19 protein-coding genes are annotated in these 25,596 nt (G+C 30.3%); 11 read left to right on the top strand and 8 right to left on the bottom strand.

Going from position 1 to position 25,596, the window contains the following annotated elements; genetic code table 11:
• Position 1 precedes the first annotated feature (1 nt).
• Positions 2–988 carry a GntR family transcriptional regulator gene (locus AX016_RS11715; RefSeq protein WP_100895787.1) on the bottom strand — a complete coding sequence of 329 codons (987 nt, stop codon included), beginning with the start codon at positions 986–988 and terminating at the stop codon, positions 2–4.
• A 419-nt stretch (positions 989–1,407) separates the two neighbouring features.
• On the opposite strand from AX016_RS11715, the gene AX016_RS11710 reads away from it, so the two are divergent.
• From AX016_RS11710 to AX016_RS11695, 4 genes are all read left to right on the top strand, one after another.
• Positions 1,408–2,781, top strand: a complete 1,374-nt coding sequence (locus tag AX016_RS11710; protein ID WP_100895786.1) for a hypothetical protein — start codon at positions 1,408–1,410, stop codon at positions 2,779–2,781.
• 117 nt (positions 2,782–2,898) lie between these two features.
• Positions 2,899–3,153: a hypothetical protein gene (locus AX016_RS11705; RefSeq protein WP_100895785.1), complete on the top strand. Its 255-nt coding sequence runs from the start codon at positions 2,899–2,901 to the stop codon at positions 3,151–3,153.
• Between the two features lie 22 nt (positions 3,154–3,175).
• A complete protein-coding gene (locus AX016_RS11700; protein WP_100895784.1) occupies positions 3,176–3,433 on the top strand; it encodes a hypothetical protein in 258 nt (85 codons plus the stop codon).
• 97 nt (positions 3,434–3,530) lie between these two features.
• Positions 3,531–4,220 carry a hypothetical protein gene (locus AX016_RS11695; protein ID WP_100895783.1) on the top strand — a complete coding sequence of 230 codons (690 nt, stop codon included), beginning with the start codon at positions 3,531–3,533 and terminating at the stop codon, positions 4,218–4,220.
• A 123-nt stretch (positions 4,221–4,343) separates the two neighbouring features.
• Here AX016_RS11695 and AX016_RS11690 read toward each other — a convergent pair whose 3' ends face one another.
• From AX016_RS11690 to AX016_RS11680, 3 genes are read right to left on the bottom strand one after another with little or no spacing between them, the layout of a single operon-like run.
• Positions 4,344–7,082: a right-handed parallel beta-helix repeat-containing protein gene (locus AX016_RS11690; protein ID WP_100895782.1), complete on the bottom strand. Its 2,739-nt coding sequence runs from the start codon at positions 7,080–7,082 to the stop codon at positions 4,344–4,346.
• 53 nt (positions 7,083–7,135) lie between these two features.
• The gene (locus tag AX016_RS11685; protein ID WP_100895781.1) at positions 7,136–9,073 is read right to left on the bottom strand and encodes a CBM96 family carbohydrate-binding protein; all 1,938 of its coding nucleotides are present in this window, start codon (positions 9,071–9,073) and stop codon (positions 7,136–7,138) included.
• A 57-nt stretch (positions 9,074–9,130) separates the two neighbouring features.
• Positions 9,131–12,742, bottom strand: a complete 3,612-nt coding sequence (locus tag AX016_RS11680; RefSeq protein ID WP_100895780.1) for a carbohydrate-binding protein — start codon at positions 12,740–12,742, stop codon at positions 9,131–9,133.
• A 958-nt stretch (positions 12,743–13,700) separates the two neighbouring features.
• Between AX016_RS11680 and AX016_RS11675 the strand changes: the two genes are divergently transcribed.
• The 5 genes from AX016_RS11675 to AX016_RS11655 all read left to right on the top strand — a co-directional run bounded on the left by AX016_RS11675 (position 13,701) and on the right by AX016_RS11655 (position 20,633).
• Complete coding sequence (locus tag AX016_RS11675; protein WP_100895779.1) at positions 13,701–15,260, top strand: sensor histidine kinase; 1,560 nt, start codon at positions 13,701–13,703, stop codon at positions 15,258–15,260.
• 3 nt (positions 15,261–15,263) lie between these two features.
• Positions 15,264–15,644 (top strand): response regulator, encoded by a 381-nt coding sequence (locus AX016_RS11670; protein ID WP_100895778.1) that lies wholly within the window; start codon positions 15,264–15,266, stop codon positions 15,642–15,644.
• A 138-nt stretch (positions 15,645–15,782) separates the two neighbouring features.
• The gene (locus tag AX016_RS11665; protein ID WP_100895777.1) at positions 15,783–17,000 is read left to right on the top strand and encodes a TolB family protein; all 1,218 of its coding nucleotides are present in this window, start codon (positions 15,783–15,785) and stop codon (positions 16,998–17,000) included.
• 109 nt (positions 17,001–17,109) lie between these two features.
• Entirely contained in the window at positions 17,110–19,122 is a 2,013-nt protein-coding gene (locus AX016_RS11660) for a PorP/SprF family type IX secretion system membrane protein (RefSeq protein WP_100895776.1), read from the top strand.
• 881 nt (positions 19,123–20,003) lie between these two features.
• Complete coding sequence (locus AX016_RS11655; RefSeq protein ID WP_100895775.1) at positions 20,004–20,633, top strand: response regulator; 630 nt, start codon at positions 20,004–20,006, stop codon at positions 20,631–20,633.
• Between the two features lie 149 nt (positions 20,634–20,782).
• On the opposite strand, the gene AX016_RS11650 is transcribed toward AX016_RS11655, so the two are convergent.
• Genes AX016_RS11650 through AX016_RS11640 form a run of 3 tightly spaced genes read right to left on the bottom strand, consistent with a single transcriptional unit; the run spans position 20,783 to position 22,846 of the window.
• Positions 20,783–21,523 (bottom strand): hypothetical protein, encoded by a 741-nt coding sequence (locus tag AX016_RS11650; protein ID WP_100895774.1) that lies wholly within the window; start codon positions 21,521–21,523, stop codon positions 20,783–20,785.
• 7 nt (positions 21,524–21,530) lie between these two features.
• On the bottom strand, positions 21,531–22,250 hold the full coding sequence (locus AX016_RS11645) for a DUF3307 domain-containing protein (protein WP_100895773.1): 720 nt from the start codon (positions 22,248–22,250) through the stop codon (positions 21,531–21,533).
• Positions 22,244–22,846 carry a SatD family protein gene (locus AX016_RS11640; protein WP_100895772.1) on the bottom strand — a complete coding sequence of 201 codons (603 nt, stop codon included), beginning with the start codon at positions 22,844–22,846 and terminating at the stop codon, positions 22,244–22,246. The genes AX016_RS11645 and AX016_RS11640 overlap by 7 nt, the downstream gene beginning before the upstream one ends.
• A 258-nt stretch (positions 22,847–23,104) precedes the next feature.
• Between AX016_RS11640 and AX016_RS11635 the strand changes: the two genes are divergently transcribed.
• Positions 23,105–24,661 (top strand): NAD(P)/FAD-dependent oxidoreductase, encoded by a 1,557-nt coding sequence (locus AX016_RS11635; protein ID WP_100895771.1) that lies wholly within the window; start codon positions 23,105–23,107, stop codon positions 24,659–24,661.
• Between the two features lie 118 nt (positions 24,662–24,779).
• Here the strand turns inward: AX016_RS11635 and AX016_RS17295 are convergent, their stop codons facing one another.
• Entirely contained in the window at positions 24,780–24,935 is a 156-nt protein-coding gene (locus AX016_RS17295; RefSeq protein WP_198519433.1) for a hypothetical protein, read from the bottom strand.
• A gap of 187 nt (positions 24,936–25,122) precedes the next feature.
• Here AX016_RS17295 and AX016_RS11630 point away from each other — a divergent pair, with 187 nt between their 5' ends.
• Positions 25,123–25,554, top strand: a complete 432-nt coding sequence (locus AX016_RS11630) for a hypothetical protein (protein ID WP_100895770.1) — start codon at positions 25,123–25,125, stop codon at positions 25,552–25,554.
• Positions 25,555–25,596 lie beyond the last annotated feature (42 nt).

Here is a 25,596-nt window from a genome sequence, read left to right as displayed (position 1 = left end):
CTTATAAAGATTCTCTTAATATTAATTTTGTTGGAATATAGCTTTGCAAAGGCTCATCATTAGTAACGAAAGAAGCAGCTGTAGAACCTAAGGCTTTAAAATCTGTAGATACAACGCTAATACCTTTATATATAAATTTTTTCATTGGAGTTTCATTATAAGACAAGAAACCTACATCTGTACCTGGCTCCAGATTTTGATCTTTACACTGTTCTAAAAAATTACCTAAAACTCTATCACTTACACTTATGTAAGCTTCATTATTTAGAACCTTAAAGTCATTTACATCTAATACAACATCAAAATCTAAATTGTTTTCCTTACAGAATTTCTTAAAATATGTAACCGTTTCAAAAGGATGAAATGTGAATGTAGGATACACAAATACCAGCCGCTTGTATTTTTTTAAATTAGAGATAGCCTCTTTTAAAGCATTAGAAAAAGAAACGCCAAAATCTTGAAATACATAATTGTTATATTCTTTTGCGTGTATATTCCAATCTATTAAAAGCAGGTCGTCATTATCAAAATTAGACAACACCTCGGCAACTTCATTATCATTAAAACTCATAACAACATACTTAAAATACTTTCCTTTGCTGTTGTTTAATATGGTTTTAAAGTTTTCTATTTTGTAATGGTGAAACTGCACATCTACAATTACATTTTTAGGCAAGTTATTTACAAAAGAATGATATAAAACTTCTTTGTACGCTTTAAAAGTATCTAAAACTAGAAGTACTTTTTTAGTATCATTTGCTATATAATATCCTTTATTTGGAACAGATATTATAACACCATTTTCTTTTAAAATAGAATATGCTTTAAATACGGTATCTCTAGACAAACTAAAATCTTTACATACATTATTTACAGAAGGTAAAGCATCACCACTAGTTAAAGTATTACTAGCTAAAGCATCATTAATTGCATTAACCAATTGTAAGTATTTTGGAATATCACTGTTAGAATTAATTTTAAATTTCATAAACCGTTCTGTTCTGTTCTGGTTAGTCAAATATAGAAAATTATTTTTAATTAATAAATAAGTCATAATTAGTAAATATCAATAGTAAGTAAATTCTTAAATCAAAGATGCAATACGTCGACTATATTAATTATTTCATCTAAAATAAATACTAAACAGTATACATAATTCATTAATAGAACAATAGTAAAGAACCTATTATAACTGTTATGGAAAGGGAATTTATGTGTAAGAATATAAATCAAGTGATTAAAACTAAACTACTACAAAACAAAGTAAATTCTTATATTGCCAGCAAAAAATAGCTTGAAAAAACTACTAAAGTAACTTGTCTACAATAATTAAATTACCATAAACTCTAACACTTTAGAGAGTTCACAAATAACTAAAAATATTCATCAAATAAATTAAATATAATTATGAAAAAAAAAATACTCATTGCTGCTTTGTTTTTAACATCATTAACATCTATAGCCCAAGATGTTAAGGTAAAAAAAGATATTTTAAGTCTTAATAAAAATGAAGTTTGTAAGCTTATTAAAATAGAGCTAAATCATTATGACCTTAAAGATTTAAACGATAAAGACATACTTAGTTTTAAGGTAGAATCAGAAAACATAATATCCTTAAAAGGAGATGAAACATTTAAATTTTTTAAATTTAGTAAACCAAACAATAACGATATTTACTTTTTTGATTATGATGATACTGGATTAAAGTTTTCACTTAGCAATGAAAAAAATATTGTTAGACATTTAGTTAAAAAAAATGAATTTATAAGCGACACTGGTATTAACTATGATAAAATTAATGCTTTTTTTGCTAAGCCAAGACCCAGAAACTCTATTGTAGATGATAAAATAGCCCAATTTAAAGAAGCTTATAAAGTTGTTGAAAATTTTAACCTGAAATTTGATAAAAATAACATTATAAAAGGTGGTGCAGAGGACATTATTATCGGCCATTATAAAACAAATTACAATAGTTCTACAAAACAAACAATTGTAAAGGTATACGATGCCACTAATTTTTTAACTGGTACTTATCAGAAGGGAGAAATTTCACTTTTTAACAAAAATGGCATAGATTATACTTTAAAATCTACCAATAGTGATGAAATTGCAAAAAGAGTAATAGAGCGTATGATAATGAGTGGTTATACTCTTGGTGATATGCAAACAAAGCAATTTAATATCAATAGAGAAAATCATAAAAACGAAGTATTGGCAGAAATGAAAACTTCTGACAATATTTACAAAAAAGAAGCAATAGTTTATACGACAGAAGGAGAAAAAATAGAAGGTATTGTAACAATAGAGTTTTATGAATTAGAATCAGAAAAATCTGGAATGTCTTCTATTAAAAATTATGGTGGTGTAGCGTCCCTAATAACAAAAAAAGAAAATGGTAAAGATAAATACACAACTTACAAAGCTAAGGATGGTGTAAAAATATGTTTAAAAGAATCTGGAGATTGCTATGCAGGGATTGCGACTAAAGGAGTAACTGGACCTAAATTTAACTTAATTATAGATGACTCTAAAAACTTAAAGTTATATAAATCTATAACTAGTACATACCATATTCTAAAGAAAGACAGTGAAGAAAAAGGGCTTATTGTAGAGGGTTCTACAATATTCAAAAAAGACAATTCAGAAAAAATGTTTGAAAAATTATTTGAATATTTAAATGATTGTCCTTCCCTTAAAGAGAATTTAAATACTGCAGAAATTAACTTAGATGAAGCTGAAGGTTTAAAAAAAATAATTACAGCTTATAAAAATTGTAAATAAATAACACATTAAATTTTAAAACAGAATTTTATTTAGATAAATAAAACTTTATTAACTTACAGAAACTCTTGCTTAAATATTTTATAAAATATTTAGGCAAGAGTTAATATTTTAAATATGAAACTCTCAGATAAAACAGAAGAGCTGTTACATAATTTATTTGCGGTACTCTGTTTAGAGTTTCTCTACTACATATATGATTATTGGACGCCTAGTGAAACTCAACCTTCGGGTTGGCGACCTATATTATTTGAAGCTATATTAGCTTACCTACACAACAATAAATTTGGTGTATTTTTAGGTAAAGGAACTTTACTTGTTTTAAGCACCTATTATATTTATAAAATAATAAGGGACTTTAGTAAAAAGTAGGTTTAATAATTTGTATGTTATAATGAAACTCTCAGATAAAACACAAGAGCTGTTACATAACTTATTTGCGGTACTCTGTTTAGAGTTTCTCTACTATATTTATGACTTTTGGACACCTATGGAGGAATTTCCTTCTAGTTGGCGAGCTGGTTTGTTAGAAGCAATATTAAGATACCTACACAACAACAAATTTGGTGTATTTTTAGGTAAAGGAACTTTACTTGTTTTAAGCGCTTATTACATCTATAAAATTATAAGAAACTTTAGTAAAAACAAGTAAAACTTTTAGTTTGTTTAACGGTACAAGCAAGATGCTTGCGCTAGCGGGGATTTTATAAAGTTATTTAATGAAGGAGGAGTGTTAAAAACAAATTAATATGAAGCTTAATAAACAAATTTTTAATTCTTTAATTCCAATTTTAAAAAATAGAGGATTAACAGAATCAACTTATTCAGAGCGTAGTGGAAGTCTAAGTTTTTATAAATCAAATAAACATAGTAATTATCAAATAACTCTTGAACTTGATGATACAACAAAAGGTTTTGTCAATGTTTATGGAAGAATATCTTTTACTAATGTAATAGATATACTAAGTAGATTTATAGAGCTTAGACCAAATGTTTATGAAGCTGTTGTAGTGAACTACGATTTGTATAAAAACAAAGAAAAATATAATAAAATATTTGATGAATTAGAAAGCCTTCCCCTTAAAACAGACTTAGATATTAAAGAGTTTGAAAATGAAATAATAAGTCACATAGATTCTTATATTCTACCGTTTTTTGAAAAGTTTCCTAATGCCAAGTCTGTAAATGATGAAATTTTAAATGACTTGTCAAAAGAAGAATATGCGAACTATATACCAGGACAAACTAATTTTAAAGTTCTTATAATAATGAAATTATGTAATAGTTCTAAATATATTGATTTTAAAGAATGGGCATTAAGTGCTTATAAAAAAGGAGTCGAGATAAATGCAACGAAATATGGAAAAGATTATGAAATATTACAAAGATTAATAAGTTATCTTGAAAATGAAGATTTTAATAATTCCATAATCGATTGAGTTTTTATTTACCCCCGCTAGCGCGAGCGTCACGCTCGTGCCGTAACAAGTAAGCAGAGTAACAGAAAACTAAAAAACCACCCAAACGTTACATTTAGGTGGCATTTTACTAATTTTTAAGTATTACTGTTTATAAAACTGTTTGCTTTCTGTTCCTGGTATAGAAATAATATACATTCCAGATTTTAAATTGTCTAAAATAATAACCGCTTCTTCTGCTGTTGCATTCATTTCTTTTACAACAACACCATTCATATTCCTAACTACAAGCTTGTCTCCTACTTTTACTCCTGCTACTTTTATTAATTCACTTGCAGGATTAGGATATACTGTTAAAACAGCTTCACTGCTTCTTAAACTAGCTGTTGTTGGTACTATTTTCCATTTTTGATTGCCATTTCCTTTTTCATAAGTATAAGTTATAGCATTGGTATTAAGTGTTCCGTTATTACGGTCTAAACCTTGTGTTTGGCAGTGGTTAGGCAATAAGCCGTATACATTAGTTCCGTTTTCTACAACTTTCCACTGTTGGTGTTTGCCAGCTGCACTAGTATAAGTTGCTACTTGTACTTTATTCTCACATTTAGCATTAGGCACTTCTAAAAATCTATTGTTTGCTTTGTTCTTTATAGTGTATACGTTATCACCTAAATGTGTAAAAATCCATTTTTGATCATCAAAATTACCTGGATTTACCATTTTAGCGTTAAATGTCTCTAAGGCTCTAGATAAAAGTCTTTGGTTAGAGGTTACAGACTCCAAAGTATACATACCGTTATCTATTAACTGAGAAGTTATTGGCAAAGCATCATCACCCTTACCTTTTAATAATACTATAGCAGAGTAAGGAGCTAAAGTTATATTGCCTGTGTAATTTTTATGCTTAGCATCTACATACTCTGTAGACCCTAAACTCACAGATTTTGCAACACCTGTATTATTTACTTCAAATTTTATAAAAGTATTAGGGTTTGCTGTTGCTGCAAAAGTAACCGGAGCACTCTTTCCTTTTTCCTCGTAATTAGGATATTTAGATTTAAATTCACCTAAGTTATACTCTGTATTTTGTCTGCCTGCTCTTATACTAATTTGTTTACTTCCATTAAAAGGCATACAGTAATAATTACTATTTACATCTCCTAAAAAGGTATTAAAACCAGCATCTGTAATTTGGTTGGTATACCTTGCAGAAAATTGATTTGGATTTTTACAAAACAAAATATTATTAGTTATAGTGTTATTTGTTGATTTTGCTACACTACCACCAGCACCAAAACTATTGCTATAAGTAGATAGTACCAATCCATTATCACAATTATAAACTGTATTATCTTTAATTGTATTTTTACTAGACAAGTTTGCCATTAAACCCCAACCTACTATATTGTATACTGTATTCTCATAAATTAACTGGTTTTGGGAATCGTTATCTATATAAATACCAGCTGTTTTAAAGCCTCTACCACTTGGTATACCTCTAATTGCACCAGGAGAATCGTGTACAATATTGTTATAAATGCTGTTATTTCCGTTTTTATTACCAACAGAATATATACCACCACCATCATCTTTAGTATAACAATAATTACTAATGTTGTTATACCTAATTTTTAAATTACCTCCACCAAAATTTAATGCATGATATCCTATATCTTTAATTGTGTTTTTTTCTATAATGTTAGTAGAGGATCCAGATTTACTAATAAACCTAACTCCTGTATAACCAATAAAACCTGGTGCCCCCATACCAGTACGCATACCAATATTTTTAACTGTATTATTGCTAAAGGTTAATCCATTTATACCTTCCCAACGTATTGCTACGTTATTACTTTCTTCAAAAACAGTATTTGTTACTTTAATATTGCTTAAGGTAAAACCTAAAGACAAGTAGTTATTACCATTGTAAAAATTACAGTTTGTAATAGTTAAGTTAGATGCACCGCTAATAGATAAAGTCTGACTTAAACCTCCTTCTACTCTTAAATCCTGAATTTTAATAAAATTGGTATTATTTAAAGCTAAAGCCTCTTCCCCTGATGGTATTTCTACATTTAAATTGTTAGGGTTACCATTGCTATACAAATACAAAACACCAGCATTGGTATCGTGTGCCCATTCTCCGTTTTTGTCTAATGTGTTAACGTGATTCTGAAAAAAGTATCCAAAATTGTTTTCCAAATTGTTTTCAAAACCTGCACTAGGATCAGATAAACTAAAATTTACCGTTGTACCTCCGTGAGATGTAACTGTTTCTACCTTTACATTATCGTCTGTAGTTCTAATAGTAATTTCACCGCCTTTAAACCTGTTTGATGCATATGGTAAACTTGATGCTTCTGAAATAGATTTATTATTTCCTGCGTGAGATTTTATTGTTCTGTAACCACCATTAGCTGCACTAACATTTGGCTCCCTACCTATTTGCTGTGCTTGGTTGTTTAAAAACAGAGACGCAATTCTACCATTATTTACCTTACCTAGGTTTGTTTTCCAAATATTACCACTGTGGCGTGTCCAGTTATTAACCCTTTTTGTTGCTCTAATTACTGGTTTTGTACCAGAACCATACGCCTTTAACACAATAGATTTACCAGATGATCCTTTTTTTCCTTTTAAATCCAAAGAACCATAAAAAACGTCTCCTTTATTAAAATTGATAATATCACCTGCGTTAATATTGTTTTTTGAGTTATTTACTTTATTTATTGTTTTCCATGCAGATGCTTCAGATGTTCCGTTGTTAGCATCGTTACCAGAAGCACTAACGTAATAGTTTTTTTGTGCAACTACAGATAGTGCGCTTAATAATAGAAAAGCACAGAACAAATATGCTTTTATTTTTTGTTTATTTAATATCATAGTAAGAGTATTAAAAAACCGCTTAACTATAATAGCTAAGCGGCTTTTGATTATTATTTTTTTATAAATTGAATGCCTTTTTTTCCTTGAATTGAAATTATATATTTTCCTGGTTTTAAACCAGAAGTATCTAAGGTTTCTGCAGAACTATTAGCTACTTTTTTAAATATTACATTTCCTGAAAAATCATAAATAATAAGCTCCTGACCTGCTTTTATATTAGAAACTGTTACATAATTTTGCGTAGGATTAGGATATACTTTTATAGCAGATGTAAGTTCTTTTTCCTCTAAACTTAGTATGCTTTTAGAAGCAGCTGAATTACAACTTAACTTTAGCTCTAATTTTGGTGGTTTTACACCTTCTTTAGACCAAAAAGAAACATCGTTACCATTAACTTGTTTTACAACTAAGGTTAAAGTTTCTCCTGGTTGCAAGTCCGTTAGTGTCCAACTATAAGTTTCACCCTTTGTATAAGTAGTTGTTAATGTACCTAATTTAGCACCTTGTAAAGGTTTGTTTGTAGTAGACAAGTTATCTTCTGTCCAACTATTAGATTTACCTTTTAAAACATCAATTCGGCCACTACCACTATCTGTTGACACAGTTAATTGCAACTTAGCATTTACAATAGATGCAGAATTAGCAGGTATTTTAAACTGCAAGTAACTAACTCGTTCATTGCCCTCTACTCTTAACTCATTAGTATTATATTTAGCTGATTGCTGTAAGTATGCATCATTAGCCCCAGCAACCGTTACTGTACTATTACAAGCATTAGAGCCTCCTGTATTTTTACTCAAAATCATAGGATACAATGTACCTCCCTTAGGTGTTAAACTTGCAGATAATGCAGGGAAATTAGTAGCAGGATTAGATGGCTTTACTTGTCTAGGTCCCTTATATAATAAACTAGGATTAGACCAAGGCCTAGCATTATTATGGTTTTTTTCTAAACAGTTATTTTTAAAAATAAAATTAGGCTTTTCTGAGTTTTGATGCTGACTAGACCAAGGTCCCATAATAGCATAATAGTTAGGTTCATTACTATTGTTGTAAACCGCATTAGGTGTATCTGCTTTAGAGTTTGGCATATCAAAAGGCAAAGTAATTTTATTATTCTCTATTAAATTATTGCCTTTATCTCCGCTATGGAAACTTACCTCTTGTCTAAAATCATTATCATAAACCACATTGTACTCTACATTACCTCCTTGTAAAGAAATATGTCTTAAATGTGTAACCTTACAACCCGTAATTAAGTTATATGCACCTTGAATAAAAAAATATCCTTGTGCGCCACCTGCTTTTTTATGCGCACCATCAACGTTTAAATCTCTTAACGTTATATGATTTGCTGGTACTCTAACAGGATCTCTAGCAGAATTTAAAATGTTAACTTTATCTAACCAACAATCTTCAGAGTCATTAAACTTAACAGAGATATTATTGTTACTTTTTAGCTCATCATTAGCATCCAAACTATAGTTCCAGTCGTATTTAGGTTTTCCCCAACTACCTTGTATAGTTAGTGTGTAAATACCACTTTTACGAACCTTATAAAAACTAAAAGCATCACCACTGTTCATTTTTATAATACACTTTACATTATCTCTGCTTTCTCCTATTAAAGAGACATTAGATTTCATTTTAATTCGCTTATCAATAGTATAAGTTCCATTTTTAAGTAAAACTGCTACTAACCCACTTTGTTTAGATGCATCATTTATAGCACTATTAATAGCGTCACTATTTGCTCCGTTTGTAAGTGTTTTTACAATTTTTACATCTTTTAAAAACGGAATACCACCTCTAACACCGGCTTTTTGCCATTCTTTCATTTGCGGGTAACGGTTATCATACTTACTAGCATCAAACGTTACTCCTGGATCACCTACTTTTAATTGAGCACTTACTTTTTGACCTATTAATAATAAAAAAACTAAGCAGCTAACAACATTACAAACTTGTTTAAAAAGAGAAGTTTTCATAATTTTTAATTTTTAAAAAAGCTATTTGGGATATACTCCCAAATAGCTATAGGTTAATTATTTTTTTAAAAAATGAATGCCTTTTTCTCCTTGAGTTTTAATTATATATTTACCCGATTTTAAGGTTGATACATCTAAGGTTTCAGCTGTAGTACTAGCTACTTTTTTAAGTACTACATTGCCTGTAAAATCATATACAATAATTTGTTCTCCAGTAGTAACACCAGAAACAGTTATATAATCTTGTGCAGGGTTAGGAAAAACTTTAACCTCACTACTCATAACTTTTAAAGTAACAGCAGCACTTCTAGAACTAGAACTAGAACAGCCCTCTAAAACTTCTTCTGGTCCAGATCCAACAGGTTTAGTATACGTCTTAGAAAGTACAAACTTATCCATCTCAAACCCATCCTCTCTCATTGAAAAAGAAATTGTATGCACTCCTGCACTTGGTACATCAACAAATATTTTTTGTGGTTCTCCACAATGATTTGCATTTGTACGTTGTTTGCTCTCCCAAGTCCATTGCTGTTTACCAGAACACCATTGCATTTTTTGTCCTGAAGCTGGCCAAGTACCATTAATACCAACGTGTACACCATTATCTTCAGATCCTGTAGAGTATGCTCTTACCCATACAAAATACTTTCCTGGACTAGTAAACTTTACTTTGTAATCTACTATTGCTATTTTTCCTGGTTGATTAGAGAAACTCTGAGCGTTAAGAGGGTCACTGTGAGTTACCCTTGTATCTGGTAAAATTTCTAAATATCCACTACCACTTGCTCCGTTATAGTGGTTTGCATCTGGATCTGGAGTTGTAGTACCTGTTGTAGTTTCATTAAAAGTATACCATTTTCTATCTCCATCTTTAGACTGACTATGAAAATGTTCTGCTTCTACAGCTACTACTCCATTTTTTTCTACAGCAATACAATCATTGCCAGGCTCTACGGTAGTAACATCTTCTTCAAAAATTAGCTTATTTACATTAAATAAATAACCAGAACCACCTGTAAAGTTTAATTGAAGTGTTTGCTCTCCTGCTTCTAAATTAACAGTTGTGCTTACCGTTTGCCAAGTTTGCCAGCCTCCTGTGTTTGCAACTGTTAGTTCACCAACACTGGTACCATCTGCATTAATCTTAATTTTACCTCCTGTAGTTTTTGTTGCTACTTTAGCCTGCACTTTATAAACACCTGCTTCTGCTACACTTACTTTGTAGCTGGTAAAATCACCACTTTCTACATATCCAATGTTTTTTCCTCCACCAACATCAGATGTGTTTTCTACTTCAATACCTAATTGATCTGTAAAACTTTCTGCTTCTAAAATTCCTGGTAAAGAAATAGAAGTATCAACTGCACTACTAACTTCATCACACTCAATATTTAAAATAAGTCTTGGAGAAGCCACTCCTTCTTTTGAAGAAAAAGAAACATCATTACCACCTGTTTGCTTTACAATTAAAGAAATTGTTTGTCCTGGTGTTACGTTAGACAGGTTCCAAGTGTATGTATTACCAATACTGTAATTGGTATTTAATGATCCTAATTTAACACCTTCTGATGGTTTGTTAGAATTAGACAAGTTAGCCTCTGACCAACTGTTTGCACTACCTTTAAAAACCTCTATTAAGCCATTACCACCATCACTAGAAACTGTTAACTCTAGTTTTGCACTTGTAACCGTTTTAGTTGTTGCTGGTACGGTAAATTGTAGGTAAGCCAGTCTTTTACCACTCTCAACTCTTAAATCGCCGTTATTAAACCTTGTTGTTCCTTGCAAATAAGCATCTTGAGTTAGTGTTGCTGCTAGGTTATTAGTACAACCACCTGCATTACCGTCGTCATTTTTACTTGTAACTAAAGCAACCCAGTCATTATTATCTGGAGCTACTAAATTAGAACCCAAAGTAGTTTTAGCTGTTAAATTACCTCCTGCTCTAGGGTTAAACCATTGCACATTATATTTATTGTTACCACTAGGTAAGCTTAAAGATGTGCTTCCTCCGTTTGGTCTGTAAATAGCATATGTTTTTCCTTCTTCAGCAAAAACATAATCTTTACTATCTGCAGTAATACCATCATCTGAAACCATTTTTGTTATACCAGATAAAAGGTTTTCATTAAAAAAGTTAAGAGCATAGCTTCCTTCTTTATATTTAGCTCCTCTTTTTCTATGATCTTGACCGTTAAGATCTCCATCATCACTAGTGTAACCACTGTAATACTCTACACCAGCACCACCAGCTAAAAATGTTGCCCAAAGTACTTTTTCTCTAACCTGCTTGTCAGACACCATAATACCTTGTGTTGCACTACCTTGCTCATCATTTGCTACCACCCATTTTCTACCAGCATTTCTTGAGTTTATTACCCATCTACGTATATCTTTATGTACATTATTTTGACTTGTTTGTACAGATACACCTGTAAGGTTAGATTTATTACCAATTAACGGATTGTATCTTTGGTCTTGTTGTCCTGGATATGTGTGTAATACAATATGGTGCTTATACGGATCTAGGTTTTTTATGTAATTAACTGTAGATTTTACAACTTCATCTTTAAGTGTCGTTTCTTCAGATAAGTTCCAGTTTAATGCCAAATGGTGACCAAATCTAGCAATTAACTCGCGGTAATACAGTTTTCTTTCTCTACCAAAAGTATGACCATCCATTTTTTCACAATTCTCTGTTTCCATTGTTTTAAAATGCAGATACATTCCTTTTTTATCAGCGTATTCCATCACTTTCTCCCACTGGGCAAGTTTAGATACATCAAACCTATCTTTATGTAATTTATTCCATTGTCCAGATTTACCCGTACTAGAATAATCGCTTGATGAAACTTTTAATATATGAGGAAAAACAGCACCATCATCACCACCAGCTGCCCATGTTAAAAAAGATATCACATTTGCTCCCTGACCAGATAAGTAATTAATAGAACCTAGCAAACCTTTTCCTTTACCACCGTTCCAGGTATAAGCACTAGCATCTGTAGCTACATAATCTCTAGTATGTGCTTGCCAAGTTTTACTTTTGTTACCACCTGCTGTGTTACCAGGTGTACCATCAAAATCTACGTAGTGAAACCTATTTTCTGGAGAATCTGCGCCTACTTTTAAAAACCAAGGACCATTTGGTTTATTAGGGTTAGTACCAGTATGTTTTAAATAGTGTTCTCCCACATACTGTAGCCTACCTAGGTTTTTTCTTCTAAAATCTTTACCAGATTTATCAGATTCTGCAATGTTAAAGGTTCCGGTTGCACCATTCATAAATCCTGCATTAGAACCACCACCATTAATAGCTACATTTGATCCTGACTTAAAAACAGCTGTCCAGTTCCAAGCTCCAATATCATCCGGAGCAAAATTTACTCTCCATTTATTACCAGAGCTACAACCTGTGTTTTCTGCATCACCACAAGCTGCAAAATAACCAGGCACAGTATAACTTCTGCTACTGCTTATGTGTGTAAATGTAACGTCTAACCTGTAATCTGAAAATGGATTTGGGTTAGAGGTCTCTGTTGTACTTGGCCCATTAAATGTTAACGATAATTTGTGCCATCGTTTTAGTTCTCCGTCTGGAGTTTGAGCCTTTAAAAACACGCTTACAAACAAGCATGTAACTAATAAAAAAGGTTTTAATAATTTCATAGTAGTAAAATTAAATTAAGAATTAATTAATTGATAATAAATTACTTATGACCTAAATAAAAGATTTTGACTTTGTTTTTAACAGATAAGAATAGACATACCAGTCCTATTGCCCTTGAAGATAAATTATAAAATTTACGCACAAGGAACTTTCTAATGTCTATACTTTTTTGTTTAAAAAACTTTAGTAAGTAGTCATAAGATTTATTATATTTTTATGTAAGAGCAAAAGTCTGTTTTCATAAAAAAGCACAGCTACAACTAATAATATAACCTGTTAGAGTATTAACTGTAATCTAAAAAGCAGCTATATTGTATAATTACACACTATATGTTTTTTATAAAACAAAACTTTAAGCTGTACAGCCTAATATAGAATGACTAAATTTTAAATAGTTATTATAGAAAGAGTTACAAGCCAAAAACTTGTTTTTAGCAATAAAGTAGAATTTGAGTACAATTTTCTTCATATCGTAAATAATTAAGTTTGTAAAATGCTTGGGGAATTCAAAGGTAAGTAATTTCTTATAAAGAAATAAAAATAAATACTACATAATTTAATTAATTTAAAACAAAAGGATTAAGCTATTCTATAATGCAATACTTAACTACATTTTATGTAAGATAAGACTATATTATTAAAAGAATAATCTGTAATAAATAAGCAAACTTACAGATAAATAATAAATATAAAAGTTCATAAAAACATAAACAATACAAATATCAAATAACTAATTAAGAAGTCTTTAACATTTAGGTAAAAAAAGAACAAATTAGTATTTACCAACCATACATAAAAAGATACAGTCTATAATTAAATGCCTGCTTTCTATACTATTGTAACAAAATAGTTAAAATTTTAGGTGTTAAAAATACTACATAAACAAGAAGTATTTTGTAGCTTTATAGTACCATTTAAAAGTTACAAACCTTTAACCCCCTTTTTTCCACCTATACTATGGGCAAAAAACTCATACTCATATCTGTAGTACTATTCTTGATAATTTCTGTGATTATATGGAACGTTTCATATAATCAAGTACAGTCGTACACAAAAAATATAGTTTTGGTAGAGAGTATTAAATCTACCAACAAGCTAGTAGAATCAGAATCAAAACTAAATGAATTATATAATATTAGTAGAAAAAACGTATTATTTATTAGTCAATTAGTAGAATTAGATTTAGAAAATAACGTATCTATCTTAGAAATTGAAAAAAAATTAAAAAGTTTTATAGATGTAGACCCAAATTATTTTCAGGCTAGATTAATTAACTCTAAAGGTATAGAAGTTATACGTGTAGATATAGACTCTTTAACTTCATCTGAAAAATTTCAAGATAAATCTAACAGGTATTACTTTAAAGAAGCTATACAATTACATAAAAACGAAGTTTATGTTTCTCATTTAGATCTTAATGTAGAGAAAAAACAAATTGAAAAACCATACAGACCAACAATACGATTTTTTACACCAGTATATGCAAATAAAAAATTACAAGGAATTGTTGGTTTAAACTTAAATGCAAAAAACTGGTTTAAAAACTTAGATAATTATAACCTAACCATTTTAAATGCAAAAGGTGAAATATTCTATGGAGACAGTAAAAAATTATATAAAAAAGATGACGTAGACTTTAATAAAAAAGATGAAAATGGTAATAATTTATTTTTTACAAAACAATTAAGCTTAGAGGGCAACCACAATTGGACCATATATACAACACACAAAACCAATAATACCAAAGAAAAAATTGCTCTGTTTGAGTTTGAGACCTATAAGAATGCTGCTTTACTTAATTTAGGATTGCTCATTTTTTTAATTATTGTATATAGCCTATACATTAAAAACGAAAATATATCTCAATTAAACCATACAGTAGAGTCTAGATTATCAGAAAGAGATACACTTTTAAAAGAAATACACCATAGAGTAAAAAATAATTTACAGGTTATAACTAGCTTATTAAGCCTGCAGTCTAGCTTTATTAAAGACGAAGAAACTAGAGCTTTATTTAGGTATAGCCAATATAGAATAAACTCAATGGCTATTATTCATGAAATGTTATACCGCTCTAATGACTTAAGTAGAATTAATTATGGTGAGTATATGAGCCAATTAGCAAACACAATGCTAATTTCTATGAAAGGCAATAACACAAACATAAAATTAGACATTAAAGCAACAGATTTATTTTTAAATATTGATACCTCTGTACCATTAGGTTTAATGATTAACGAGATAATTACAAATTCATTAAAGTACGGCTTTACAAATACAGAAGAGGGTACTTTAAGTATTGAAGTAAAAAAACTGGTGTACCCAAATTTTTTACTATTAATAGGAGATAACGGAAAAGGATTTCCAAAAAGTATAAATTTTAGAAACACAAAATCACTGGGTTTAAAACTTATACACAAGCTAGCCCTACAACTTAGAGGTAACATAGAAAAAGACAACTCTAAAAAAGGAACAAATTACATCATCACATTTCAAGAAATAGAACAAACATCATAAATTATGGCATTAAAAGTACTCATAGTAGAGGATAATATGATTATCCAAATGTTTATAGAGAGCATTATAGAAGGTATAGACAATAATATTGTTAGAACAGCAAGTAATAGTAACGAGGCTATGTCTGCCTTACGCTTTTTTTCACCAGACATTATATTATTAGATATAGGATTAAGCGGAGATAAAGACGGTATTGAAGTTGCAGAGGTAATAAATAAAGATTATCAAATACCATTTGTTTTTATAACTGGTAACTCTGATGCATCTACAATAGAAAGAGCAAATAAAACAAACCCAATGCACATAATTCGTAAACCTATTGATGAAAATCAGTTAAAGGCTGAGTTTGAAATTATATGTGGAAAACTAGTCGAAAAGCTCTAAAAAGTGCATTTCAGCATATAAAAAATGATTTTAATCGATGAAATGAGCCTTTTTTACAAAAACCTATGAATATTTACTAGTATAAGTAACGGGTTAATTCTAGATCTTTGATGTAAGAATAATATAACCCCTTATCTTATGAAAAATTTAATAACCCACAAAGCAGCAATAGTATGTATATCTACTTTCTTTTGCTATTCGTTATCAGCACAAAAATCAGTTGCTCATAACTCTTCAAAAACTACAACCGTAGAAGTTCAAAAAAGAATTGACAACTACAAACAACTTAAAAACTTAGGTTACGCAGACAAAGAGATTTACGAAGATCTTGGTAACGCTAACTTTTTAGTAAAAAAATACAAAACAGCTATTTTTTGGTACAAGAAACTAAAAGATGTTAGCAAAGATAAAATGCTAAACAATAGCTACCAAGAACGTTACCAATTTGCACTTAAAAAAGTTGGTGTAAGCACTACAGACAATGCTAGTGACAATAAAGATTGGATGAAAGCTGTTGCTAGTGATTATAAAACTACAAAGCAAAAAAACAATACTACTTATGCTGGTAAATATGGCGACTATAGTTTTAACCCAAGAGGTAATTCTTCTCTAGAAACAGTATCTCAGCAAAATAATTACTTAGAAGAAATTAAAGATAAACACAATGCATACAAAACACCAGTTGCAGTAACTGCAGATGGTAAAACAGCTTACTTTAGTAAAGGTGTTTATGTGAAGCCAGCTACCGGAATTTTTTCTAAAAAAGAAATAGTTCATAAAATATATAGAGCTGAAAATGTTAACGGAAAATGGAAAAACGTAAAAGAAATTGCTTTAGCACCTAAAAACTACTCGGCAATGCACCCTACTGTTTCTGAAGATGGTAAACGTTTATTTTTTGCTTCTAATATGCCTGGTACTTTTGGTAAGTTTGATATATATGTAGCTTCTATTAACTCAAAAGGAGAATTTGGAGTTGCTAAAAACTTAGGAAAAAAAGTAAACACAGAAAAAAACGACTTGTATCCTAAAGTAGTAAACGGAAACTCTTTATTTTTTGCATCTAACGGACATAAAGGATATGGCGGACTAGATATATATATGGTAGAAGTTGGACAACGTAAAGTTGGTATTGCTGCAAACTTAGGAAGTAAAATTAATAGCGACAAAGATGATTTTTCTTTAGACTTAAGATCTAAAAATGGAATGGGCTATGTAATGTCTAACCGAGGACAAGGTAATGTAGAAAAAGTAGCCTTTACTTATACCAACAGTAACAAAAGAGATTTTAACTCTTTAGAGGCTGTTAATGATGAATCATCAATAAACTACTCAACATCTGTTTTTGAAGATTAAGAACCAAGTATTATAAACCACCCCCTTAGTTTATAATTCTTTTACAGTACTTAAGTAAAAAAAAGTACTTATCACTTTCACCCCAAAAATAACCGTAATTTTTACTACTATGAAAAGTCAAGTTTCATCATCTAACAAAATCTATTTACTAGCTTTAATATGTATTGTATTAGGCTTACAAACAGTAACTGCACAAGAAGCTACTGTTTCAGAAAATAGTTCAAGCAATTCGTACCACAATCAAATGTTTTTTAATAGATTTTTAATAAATCCTACCTTTTCATTGGTAAGAGAAAATAAATCTTACTTAAACATTTTGCATAGAAACCAGTACGCAACTTTTGATGATAACGTACAAAACTATTTTGTAGGTTTTAGTAGTAAAATTAACGACAATGCCGCTTTTGGTATTGGTATTTACAGTCAGTGGGCTGGTGTTGTACAAGAGTTTGGCTTTAATGCAAATTATGCAACTGCTGTACAACTAGGTGAAAAGAGTATGCTTACATTTGGCGCTAATGTTACTTATTTTAACGAGGGATTAGATAAAAACAGAATTGTAGCAGACAATAACGATTTACAGTTAATAGATGCTAAAAAAGAAAGTAAATTAGCTATACAGCCTGCTATTACACTATCTGTTGGTAGATTTGATGTTGGTATTTACGCTAAAGATTTAGTAAGATATAACCAAACAACAAATGCTTTTTCTACTAACTTTAATGATAAAAGTGTAAAGGCATCTTTACAATACACACAACCATTTAATGCTACTAGAGGTTTATTTGCAGAAGCAAGGTTTATGCCTCTTGTACAAGTGGGTAAAAACGAAAACGGAAACATATCTTATATAGGTTCTATGTTATTAGATTTACCTAAGTACGGATGGTTACAATCTACAATAGACAACGAACACGGAGTATCTATGGGGTTAGGATTTAACTTAAACAACAAAATGTCTTTAGGTTATTTGCTAGAAAAAGATATAATGAACAACGAAACAGATTTAGGGTGGAACCATGAGTTGTCTTTAGCATATACATTTAAAAACAACGGTCCTGCATTTGCTACTAATGATAAGCAAGAATCACAAGACCGTAAAGTAGACAATATTATAAGAAATTATGAAGAGCAAATTTTAGCTCTTATGGAAGATCAAAAAAGAGATAAAGAAAGAATTGTAGCATTAGAAAGCGGTAAAGTTGCTACCAGAATGGCTATTTCTAGCAAAAAAAGAGAAAATGAAATATTAGCATTAATAACAAAGCAAAATAGCTTAAAAAGAGAGCAAGACAATACTCCTAAAAGTAACACTACTAACAATAGCAACATAAACACATACGCTAGCACTACAAATACTCCAAAAAACAAAGTGCAAGATAAGTTTAACTCAATTGTAAAAAACTTTGAGTCGCAAAGTGTTACATTAAATAGCAAAAAGAAAAAAGACAACCGTAAAAATAAAAGAGCTTCTAAATCTAGAGCTGTTACAGAGCAAACAACTGTACAAACAGACGTAAACTCTTTAGCTTATGAAAACAGATTAATTTTAGATGAGCTTATTTTAAGACAAGATTCTATAGAAAATGCTAGAAGCAGAGATTTAGAAAAAAAGTTTGAGTCTATAGTACGTATTTTAAGAAACGATATTAAACAAAACCTACAAACTACAGCACAAGAAGTAAACACAGTACCTAACAGCGCTGTAGCAGCTACAACAACTAAAAAGGTTACTTATAAGTTAGATGCAGATAAAAAAGTTGCTGCAACAACAGAGAACAAAAAATTTAAGAAGATTCCTTTAAAAGTAGTAAACCAATCAGATATGGATGGTGTTAAGTCTGGCTTCTACGTTATTGCAAATGTGTATAAAACAAAAAAGTACTTAGATGCTTTTATGGCTAAACTTAAAAAAGAAAATATAGATGCTAAGCAATTTTATAATAAAGAAAATGATCTTTACTATGTGTACTTAGCAGACTACAGTTATATGCAAGATGCTGAAGATGCATACGCATCTAACCTAAACGGTAAATACCAGGATGAAAAATGGATATTAAAGGTAGACAAACCTACATATTCTGCTTCAACTGCTACAGCTTCAAATATATATGAAGATTAATACAATATAAGTTGCCTCTCCCAAGAGGAAAAATTGGGTTATTTTATAAGTGAAAATTACGCATCGGGGGTTGCGGGTAGTCCTAAAAGACAAAGTATATAACGTTCTTATACTTGTCTTTTGGACTATTTTTTTTTACAAAAAAGTGTATTTCATCTAATAAACATACTTTAGAATTATTCTAAATAAGGTGTTAATTTTTTAACACTTTATCGATTAGCCCTTTCCTGATAAACGCTCAAAAGCACAAAAGTGACGTTGAAATGCAGTTTAACTATTTTTAAATACGATTTTACTTACTTTTAAATTTTGCCAGATAACGCAAAAGTCATATCTTTAGTATAGAGATACAGATAAATAGTATAGAACCTATTTAATAAACAAAGCTTTTTCTATTAAAATGAACGTTAGGAAAAAGCTTAAATCAATTAAAATATAATATTTATCTACTCTAAAAATTAAATTTAGAAGCTTGTAAAAAGGTTTCTTTAACCCCCGAAAAACCCAAATTATATGACACTTTTTTACACTTTAAAAAGTAACCAAAAACAAGCCTACAAAAACTGCAATCAGCAGTCATTTTTACCCCTACAAAAAAATGATCATCTACGCTGTAAACGTTATTTTAATCTCAGTATTTAATTTTTTTTGACTGTCTAGAAAACTATTATTTATATAGTATTGTAGCTAAAATTAAAAAATAAGAGTAACCCCTACCCTTTTAATTTTAAGTATAATATTTATCTATTAAATAGTACTTAATTATTGTAAAAAATAGTTAAGAATGGATTTCTATGGCCTATTTTAAAAATAAATACTACCCCAAATTTCACTTATAAACTTAACCTGTATGCTTTTAAGTATGCAAAAACCCCCAACTTATGCAAACTAAAAATTTAAATGTTATTGTAATAGATAACGATCCACTGTTTAAAAAAACGTACAAGCACTATTTTGAGTTATACTCAGACTACAACCTAATTGGTATATATGGTTCTGCAAAAGAAGCTTTAAGATCTTCTACAACTGTATCACCAGATATTATTATTACAGATATTCCTGAAGAAGAATTAGGTGGTATAGACGTACTTATTAAATTTAAAAAGAAAGCAATTAATGCTAAAATTATAATTGTTAGTGAACAAAATGATTTTACGCTAATTAAAAAAGCTTTTAAAAACGGAGCAAATGGTTACCTAACTAAACCGCTTACAGAAATGAGGCTTTATGATGCCTTAAACTCTATTAAAGTTGATGGCGCTGCACTTAGTAATGATATTGCTAAGCAAGTAATATCTATGTTTCAGCGTAAATCTTTTAGTGAGTTTTCTAAAAGAGAAAACGAAATTATAGATTTATTGTTTGAAGGAGCTACGTACAAAACAATAGCAGAAAAATTATTTGTTACTGCAAGTGCAGTAAACTTTCATATTCAAAACATATACTTAAAACTTAATGTAAATTCTAAGTCTGAAGCATTGGACAGGCTAAGACAGTTAGATTGTGCTTAAAAGCACACAAGCAAAGCAAAAACATACAAAAACCTACTTATGCTATTTGCTTATGCTAAAATTTAAATAGTCTAGGCTATTTATGTAGATTGTCCATATTTTACCATAAGACCCTTGAAATTGTTGATTTTTTCAGGGGTTTTATACTTTTAATCAGTAAAAATAGTTTCTCCTTTTACTAACCAAGCTATTCCAAAACACTCTATAGCAACGGTCTCCATCCAAAAAGTAATGTGGTTTTGGTAATACACATCTTCTGGTATTACTTTTAATAAACCTAGCACTATTACAGTTAATGCAGACAACATTAATATTCCGCTTATTTTATAAATGGTATTGCGCTGCTTTTTTTCTTTAGTGCGTTCTGCCTTTGGTTTGTTAGATCTTGTAAAAATAAAGAGCGACATATAGTTAAGACTTAGCAAAAATATAGCTGCTGCTATGTAATGAAAACGTACACGCCAAACACTATCTTCTATATATGTTACACTATATGCTGCATCTGCATCACAACACGTAACCGCTATATTATCTGTAGGAAACAGTAGTAATAAAATTGCAAAAAGCCCTGCTATAAAAGAGACATAAAAATCTATAGGCTCTCTGCCTTTATATACCATTAAAAATATAGCCATAATACTTACAACTATAATAAAAATAGGGTTTGCACGTGTATAGTAATAATGACTAATAGATTCTAATGTGCTTGGATGCTCTGTTGTAAGCCATAAAAAACCAAATAATAGCACAGGTAATATAATGCCTAAAACACCTATTAATTTACGTAAAGTCTGAGTATTAGTTAGCCAAATATCATCATCCCTATCATAGTTTAAATGTAACATTTTTTGCATTTTAGAAGGCGATGTTTTTTCGTTCCCTAACTTCATAACAATACTATTTAGGTAATTGTTCTATTATATAATTATATCCTAAAGCTATTAAAATAGCCAACCCAAAGCTTATTAAAGTTCCTATTAATATGTATTCTGTTAACTTACGATCGTTTGCTTTAGATAAATCTCCAAACCTAAAAACAGATTTAGCTGTTAGTAAAAACCCTATTCCACTCCATTGTCCCAAAACAATAAACATAAAAATAAACAAGCGCTCTAACACACCTATGTAAGCACCTGCATTTTTTAGTGATTTTTTTGTGTCGTCCTCTAATTTCCATTTAGAAATTATAACTTTCATTAAAATAGAAGACACATTTGTAAGTAAAAAAATAGCTATTAAAAATAGTATTACATTAGGAGTAGTTAAATAAGCTAGGTCTAAACTATAATCTGTATAAGTAGTAGCTACCAATACTAATATTACCAAGTGCAATGCTTGATCTAAAAAAAATAACACTCTTGCATTGGCATCATTCTGTAATATAAGTTTTGCTAAATCTATTAAATAATGAGTAATTATAATTGTTCCTATTCCTAAAAAGTAGGTTAAGTTAAACTCAAAAATTACAAGCAAAGCAGTTAAATGTACAAGTATGTGCAAATAAAGGTATACAGATTTTTGTTTCTTTTCTTGCTTGTCTTTTATCCAACTATTGGGTTGCAACACAAAATCGCCTAAAATATGAGCTAAAAGCAACTTTAAGGTAAATACTAACATAGTTTTTCTATTTGTGTGTTATAGTAATCTAATATTTTTAAAATCTCATCAAAGCCAGCTTTTTTTAAACTAGTACTTATGTTACTTTGTTTTTTATCTAGTTTTTCTGCCAACTCTTTTTGTGTTACAGTTGTATCTTCTAAGCTTTCTTTTATTAAAAGCGCGTAATTTGGTGTCCAATTATTAACAGTCAGCTCTAACACATCTAACACTAAATTTAAAACTACATTAAAATCTTTCCAAGGGGTTTTTATTGCTAAAGTTTGCTTTTTTAACTCTTCAAAACACTCGCCAGAATTTACATAAGCACTACCGTTTGCTTCTGTAACCTTATCTGCAATATAGCTCTCTTCTCCTATTCCTATTGCCATTCTAACATCTAATGTTTTAAACTGCTTTAGTACCGTTTTTAGTTTAAAAGCTACTTTTAACGCCAACTTTGGTGTTGTTTTTAATTGAAAACTGTCTCCTCTGTATATTTCCCAATCATTAGGGTCTGTACCTATTTTTTGTAATTCTGACTTAAGTACTGGCAACCAAACAGCTACATCCTCTGTTCTAGAATTAATAATATCACCTGTTATAACTGCTATCATTTTTTATTTTTTATCAAATATATGCTATTTAACATATAAACACAATTATATGCTATATAACATATAATTTAAAATATATGATTTTAAACATATAAATTGATTTTCTCAAAAAACTACGAATCTAAAAACAACTATTTTAACAATACTAAGTTTACAAAAATAGCAATTATTATACATTGAAAACGGAATTACATCATCAACCTAAAATAATTCAAAAACAAAAAAAGAGAAATTCTTTTAAAATGGTACTTTTGCGGTATGGTAAGAAACATTCAGCTTAGAACAACATTAAAAGAAGAACCTATAAAAGGGATTCTAACCAAAAAAGCTGCAGAATATTTAGGTATTCCAACATCAGAAATTACAGCCGTAAAAGTAGATCGTAAGTCTATAGATGCACGTAAGCCTACCATTTACTTTAATTATAAAGTATCTGTTTACATAAAAGAACCTGCTCCAGAAAGCAGTAATTATACGTTTGACTATAAAGATGTTTCTAACGCCAAAGAAGTTCATATTATTGGTTTTGGTCCTGCAGGTATGTATGCCGCACTGCGTTGTATAGAGCTAGGTTACAAACCTATTGTTTTAGAGCGTGGTAAAAATGTACAAGACAGACGAAGAGATTTAAAAGCAATTAACCAAGAGCACATTGTAAACCAAGACTCTAATTATTGCTTTGGTGAAGGTGGTGCTGGCACATACTCAGACGGTAAACTATACACTCGTAGTCTTAAGCGTGGTGATGTACGTAGAATTTTTGAAAATCTAGTGTATCACGGAGCAACAGACCAAATTTTGGTAGATGCACACCCACATATTGGTACCAACAAACTACCTAAACTTGTACAAAATATTAGAGAAAACATTATAAAATATGGTGGCGAAGTACATTTTGATACTAAAGTGGTAGATTTTGATATACAAAACAATACTTTAAAAGCTATTATCTTAGAAAATGGTGATGAAATGCCTGTAAATAGTGTAATTCTTGCTACAGGACACTCGGCCAGAGATATTTACTATTTACTACATAAAAAAGAAATTGCACTACAAGCAAAATCTTTTGCAATGGGTGTACGTGTAGAACACCCACAACACATAATAGACAGCATACAATACCATTGCAGTGGACAAAGAGATGAGTTATTGCCTGCTGCTGCATATAGCCTTGTAGAACAGGTAAAAGGCAGAGGTGTATACTCTTTTTGTATGTGCCCTGGCGGATTTATAGTACCTGCTGCAACTGCTCCGGGAGAGGTTGTGGTAAATGGTATGTCACCATCTAAACGAAATAATTTATACGCAAACTCTGGTATTGTTGTAGAAATAAATGTTGATGAGGATATTCCTAAATACAATAAGTTTGGCGTTTTAAAAGGGTTAGAATACCAGAAAGACTTAGAAAAACTAGCTTTTACAGCAGGCGGAAGAAGTCAAGTTGCACCTGCACAGCGATTAACAGACTTTGTAGAAGGAAAATTATCTACAACACTAAATGAAACATCATACCAACCAGGATTAAAGTCTGCTCCTATGCACTCTCTATTTCCAAAACTAATTGGCAGTCGCTTAAGAGGCGGATTTAAAGCATTTGGAGATAAAATGAACGGCTATTACACCTCTGAAGCTAATATAATTGGTGTAGAATCTAGAACCTCATCTCCTGTTAATATTCCAAGAACAGAAAAATTAGAACACCCAGAGATAAAGGGCTTGTTCCCTTGCGGAGAAGGTGGTGGTTATGCAGGTGGTATAATTTCTGCAGCTATGGATGGCGAAAGATGTGTAGAAGCTGCAGTTGCAAAAATATAATTTATTTATAGTGTCTAAAACTAGCCTTTAACAATAAGCTTTAGGCTATTGTAATATTACATTGTTTTAAATAAACAATGCCACAACATAAGACTTAATGCGTTTTACTCAGTACTTCCTAACTTTCTTTCTCTTGTTGTGCTTTTTTAATAATAGCTTTAAGGCGTTCTTTACGCAATGCCTCTTCTTTTTTCTTTTTATTAATTTTTCTGGCCATTAACTTTGTGTGCTTTGCCTTATTTAATGTATTCTTTTCTCTTCCTTTTTTTGCCATAACTAGCTAAATTTTAAACACTTTTACATATACCAAAAACAAAAACTTATATTTTTTTTACTTTTTTTAAAACCCTACCTCAAATTATCTCGTTAGTATGGCAAGAGTGCATAAGTTTTTATAGCTTTGGTAGCTGCAAAAATAACACTTAAATACAGAACAATAACATAGTGTTTTAAAGCAAAAAATGGCAAATATTAAGCAACTTTTAGTACAAATTATAGCAATAAGCATTAGCTTGTTGTACGTGCTACATCCGTTGCAACACCAAATTAAAGATGGTTTACACGCTATTTCTCACGCAATAGAAGCACAAAATACAGTTGCAACACACTCGCACAGCCATACCTCAACAAAAGCACATAGTCATTCTCACGCCATACATCATGAGCATCAAATTATAACCTTTTTTAATGACCTGTTTGGCGCACCAGAAAACGACTCTAATGATAGTCTTGTACAAGATATTAAAATAGACAAGCATATTGCAGACACATTTGCATACAACATTAAAAATAACACTACACTAACCATTAACTATATATACACTAGTACAAATAAAACTGCAAAAGGCTATATAGCAATTGTAGAAAAACCTCCTAAAAGCGCACTAGCTTAATACTGCTTATATAAAGCAGAAGAACAATTATTTATATAAGAA

The organism is Cellulophaga sp. RHA19 (assembly GCF_002813425.1).
GTDB lineage: Bacteria > Bacteroidota > Bacteroidia > Flavobacteriales > Flavobacteriaceae > Cellulophaga.
This window is presented reverse-complemented; position numbering and strand designations above follow the sequence as displayed.

Bases quoted from the DNA above. Each gene is read 5' to 3' on its own strand.
- AX016_RS11715 (WP_100895787.1), bottom strand. From the start codon at position 988: ATGAAATTTAAAATTAATTCTAACAGTGATATTCCAAAATACTTACAA.
- AX016_RS11710 (WP_100895786.1), top strand. From the start codon at position 1,408: ATGAAAAAAAAAATACTCATTGCTGCTTTGTTTTTAACATCATTAACA.
- AX016_RS11705 (WP_100895785.1), top strand. From the start codon at position 2,899: ATGAAACTCTCAGATAAAACAGAAGAGCTGTTACATAATTTATTTGCG.
- AX016_RS11700 (WP_100895784.1), top strand. From the start codon at position 3,176: ATGAAACTCTCAGATAAAACACAAGAGCTGTTACATAACTTATTTGCG.
- AX016_RS11695 (WP_100895783.1), top strand. From the start codon at position 3,531: ATGAAGCTTAATAAACAAATTTTTAATTCTTTAATTCCAATTTTAAAA.
- AX016_RS11690 (WP_100895782.1), bottom strand. From the start codon at position 7,082: ATGATATTAAATAAACAAAAAATAAAAGCATATTTGTTCTGTGCTTTT.
- AX016_RS11685 (WP_100895781.1), bottom strand. From the start codon at position 9,073: ATGAAAACTTCTCTTTTTAAACAAGTTTGTAATGTTGTTAGCTGCTTA.
- AX016_RS11680 (WP_100895780.1), bottom strand. From the start codon at position 12,742: ATGAAATTATTAAAACCTTTTTTATTAGTTACATGCTTGTTTGTAAGC.
- AX016_RS11675 (WP_100895779.1), top strand. From the start codon at position 13,701: ATGGGCAAAAAACTCATACTCATATCTGTAGTACTATTCTTGATAATT.
- AX016_RS11670 (WP_100895778.1), top strand. From the start codon at position 15,264: ATGGCATTAAAAGTACTCATAGTAGAGGATAATATGATTATCCAAATG.
- AX016_RS11665 (WP_100895777.1), top strand. From the start codon at position 15,783: ATGAAAAATTTAATAACCCACAAAGCAGCAATAGTATGTATATCTACT.
- AX016_RS11660 (WP_100895776.1), top strand. From the start codon at position 17,110: ATGAAAAGTCAAGTTTCATCATCTAACAAAATCTATTTACTAGCTTTA.
- AX016_RS11655 (WP_100895775.1), top strand. From the start codon at position 20,004: ATGCAAACTAAAAATTTAAATGTTATTGTAATAGATAACGATCCACTG.
- AX016_RS11650 (WP_100895774.1), bottom strand. From the start codon at position 21,523: ATGAAGTTAGGGAACGAAAAAACATCGCCTTCTAAAATGCAAAAAATG.
- AX016_RS11645 (WP_100895773.1), bottom strand. From the start codon at position 22,250: ATGTTAGTATTTACCTTAAAGTTGCTTTTAGCTCATATTTTAGGCGAT.
- AX016_RS11640 (WP_100895772.1), bottom strand. From the start codon at position 22,846: ATGATAGCAGTTATAACAGGTGATATTATTAATTCTAGAACAGAGGAT.
- AX016_RS11635 (WP_100895771.1), top strand. From the start codon at position 23,105: ATGGTAAGAAACATTCAGCTTAGAACAACATTAAAAGAAGAACCTATA.
- AX016_RS17295 (WP_198519433.1), bottom strand. From the start codon at position 24,935: ATGGCAAAAAAAGGAAGAGAAAAGAATACATTAAATAAGGCAAAGCAC.
- AX016_RS11630 (WP_100895770.1), top strand. From the start codon at position 25,123: ATGGCAAATATTAAGCAACTTTTAGTACAAATTATAGCAATAAGCATT.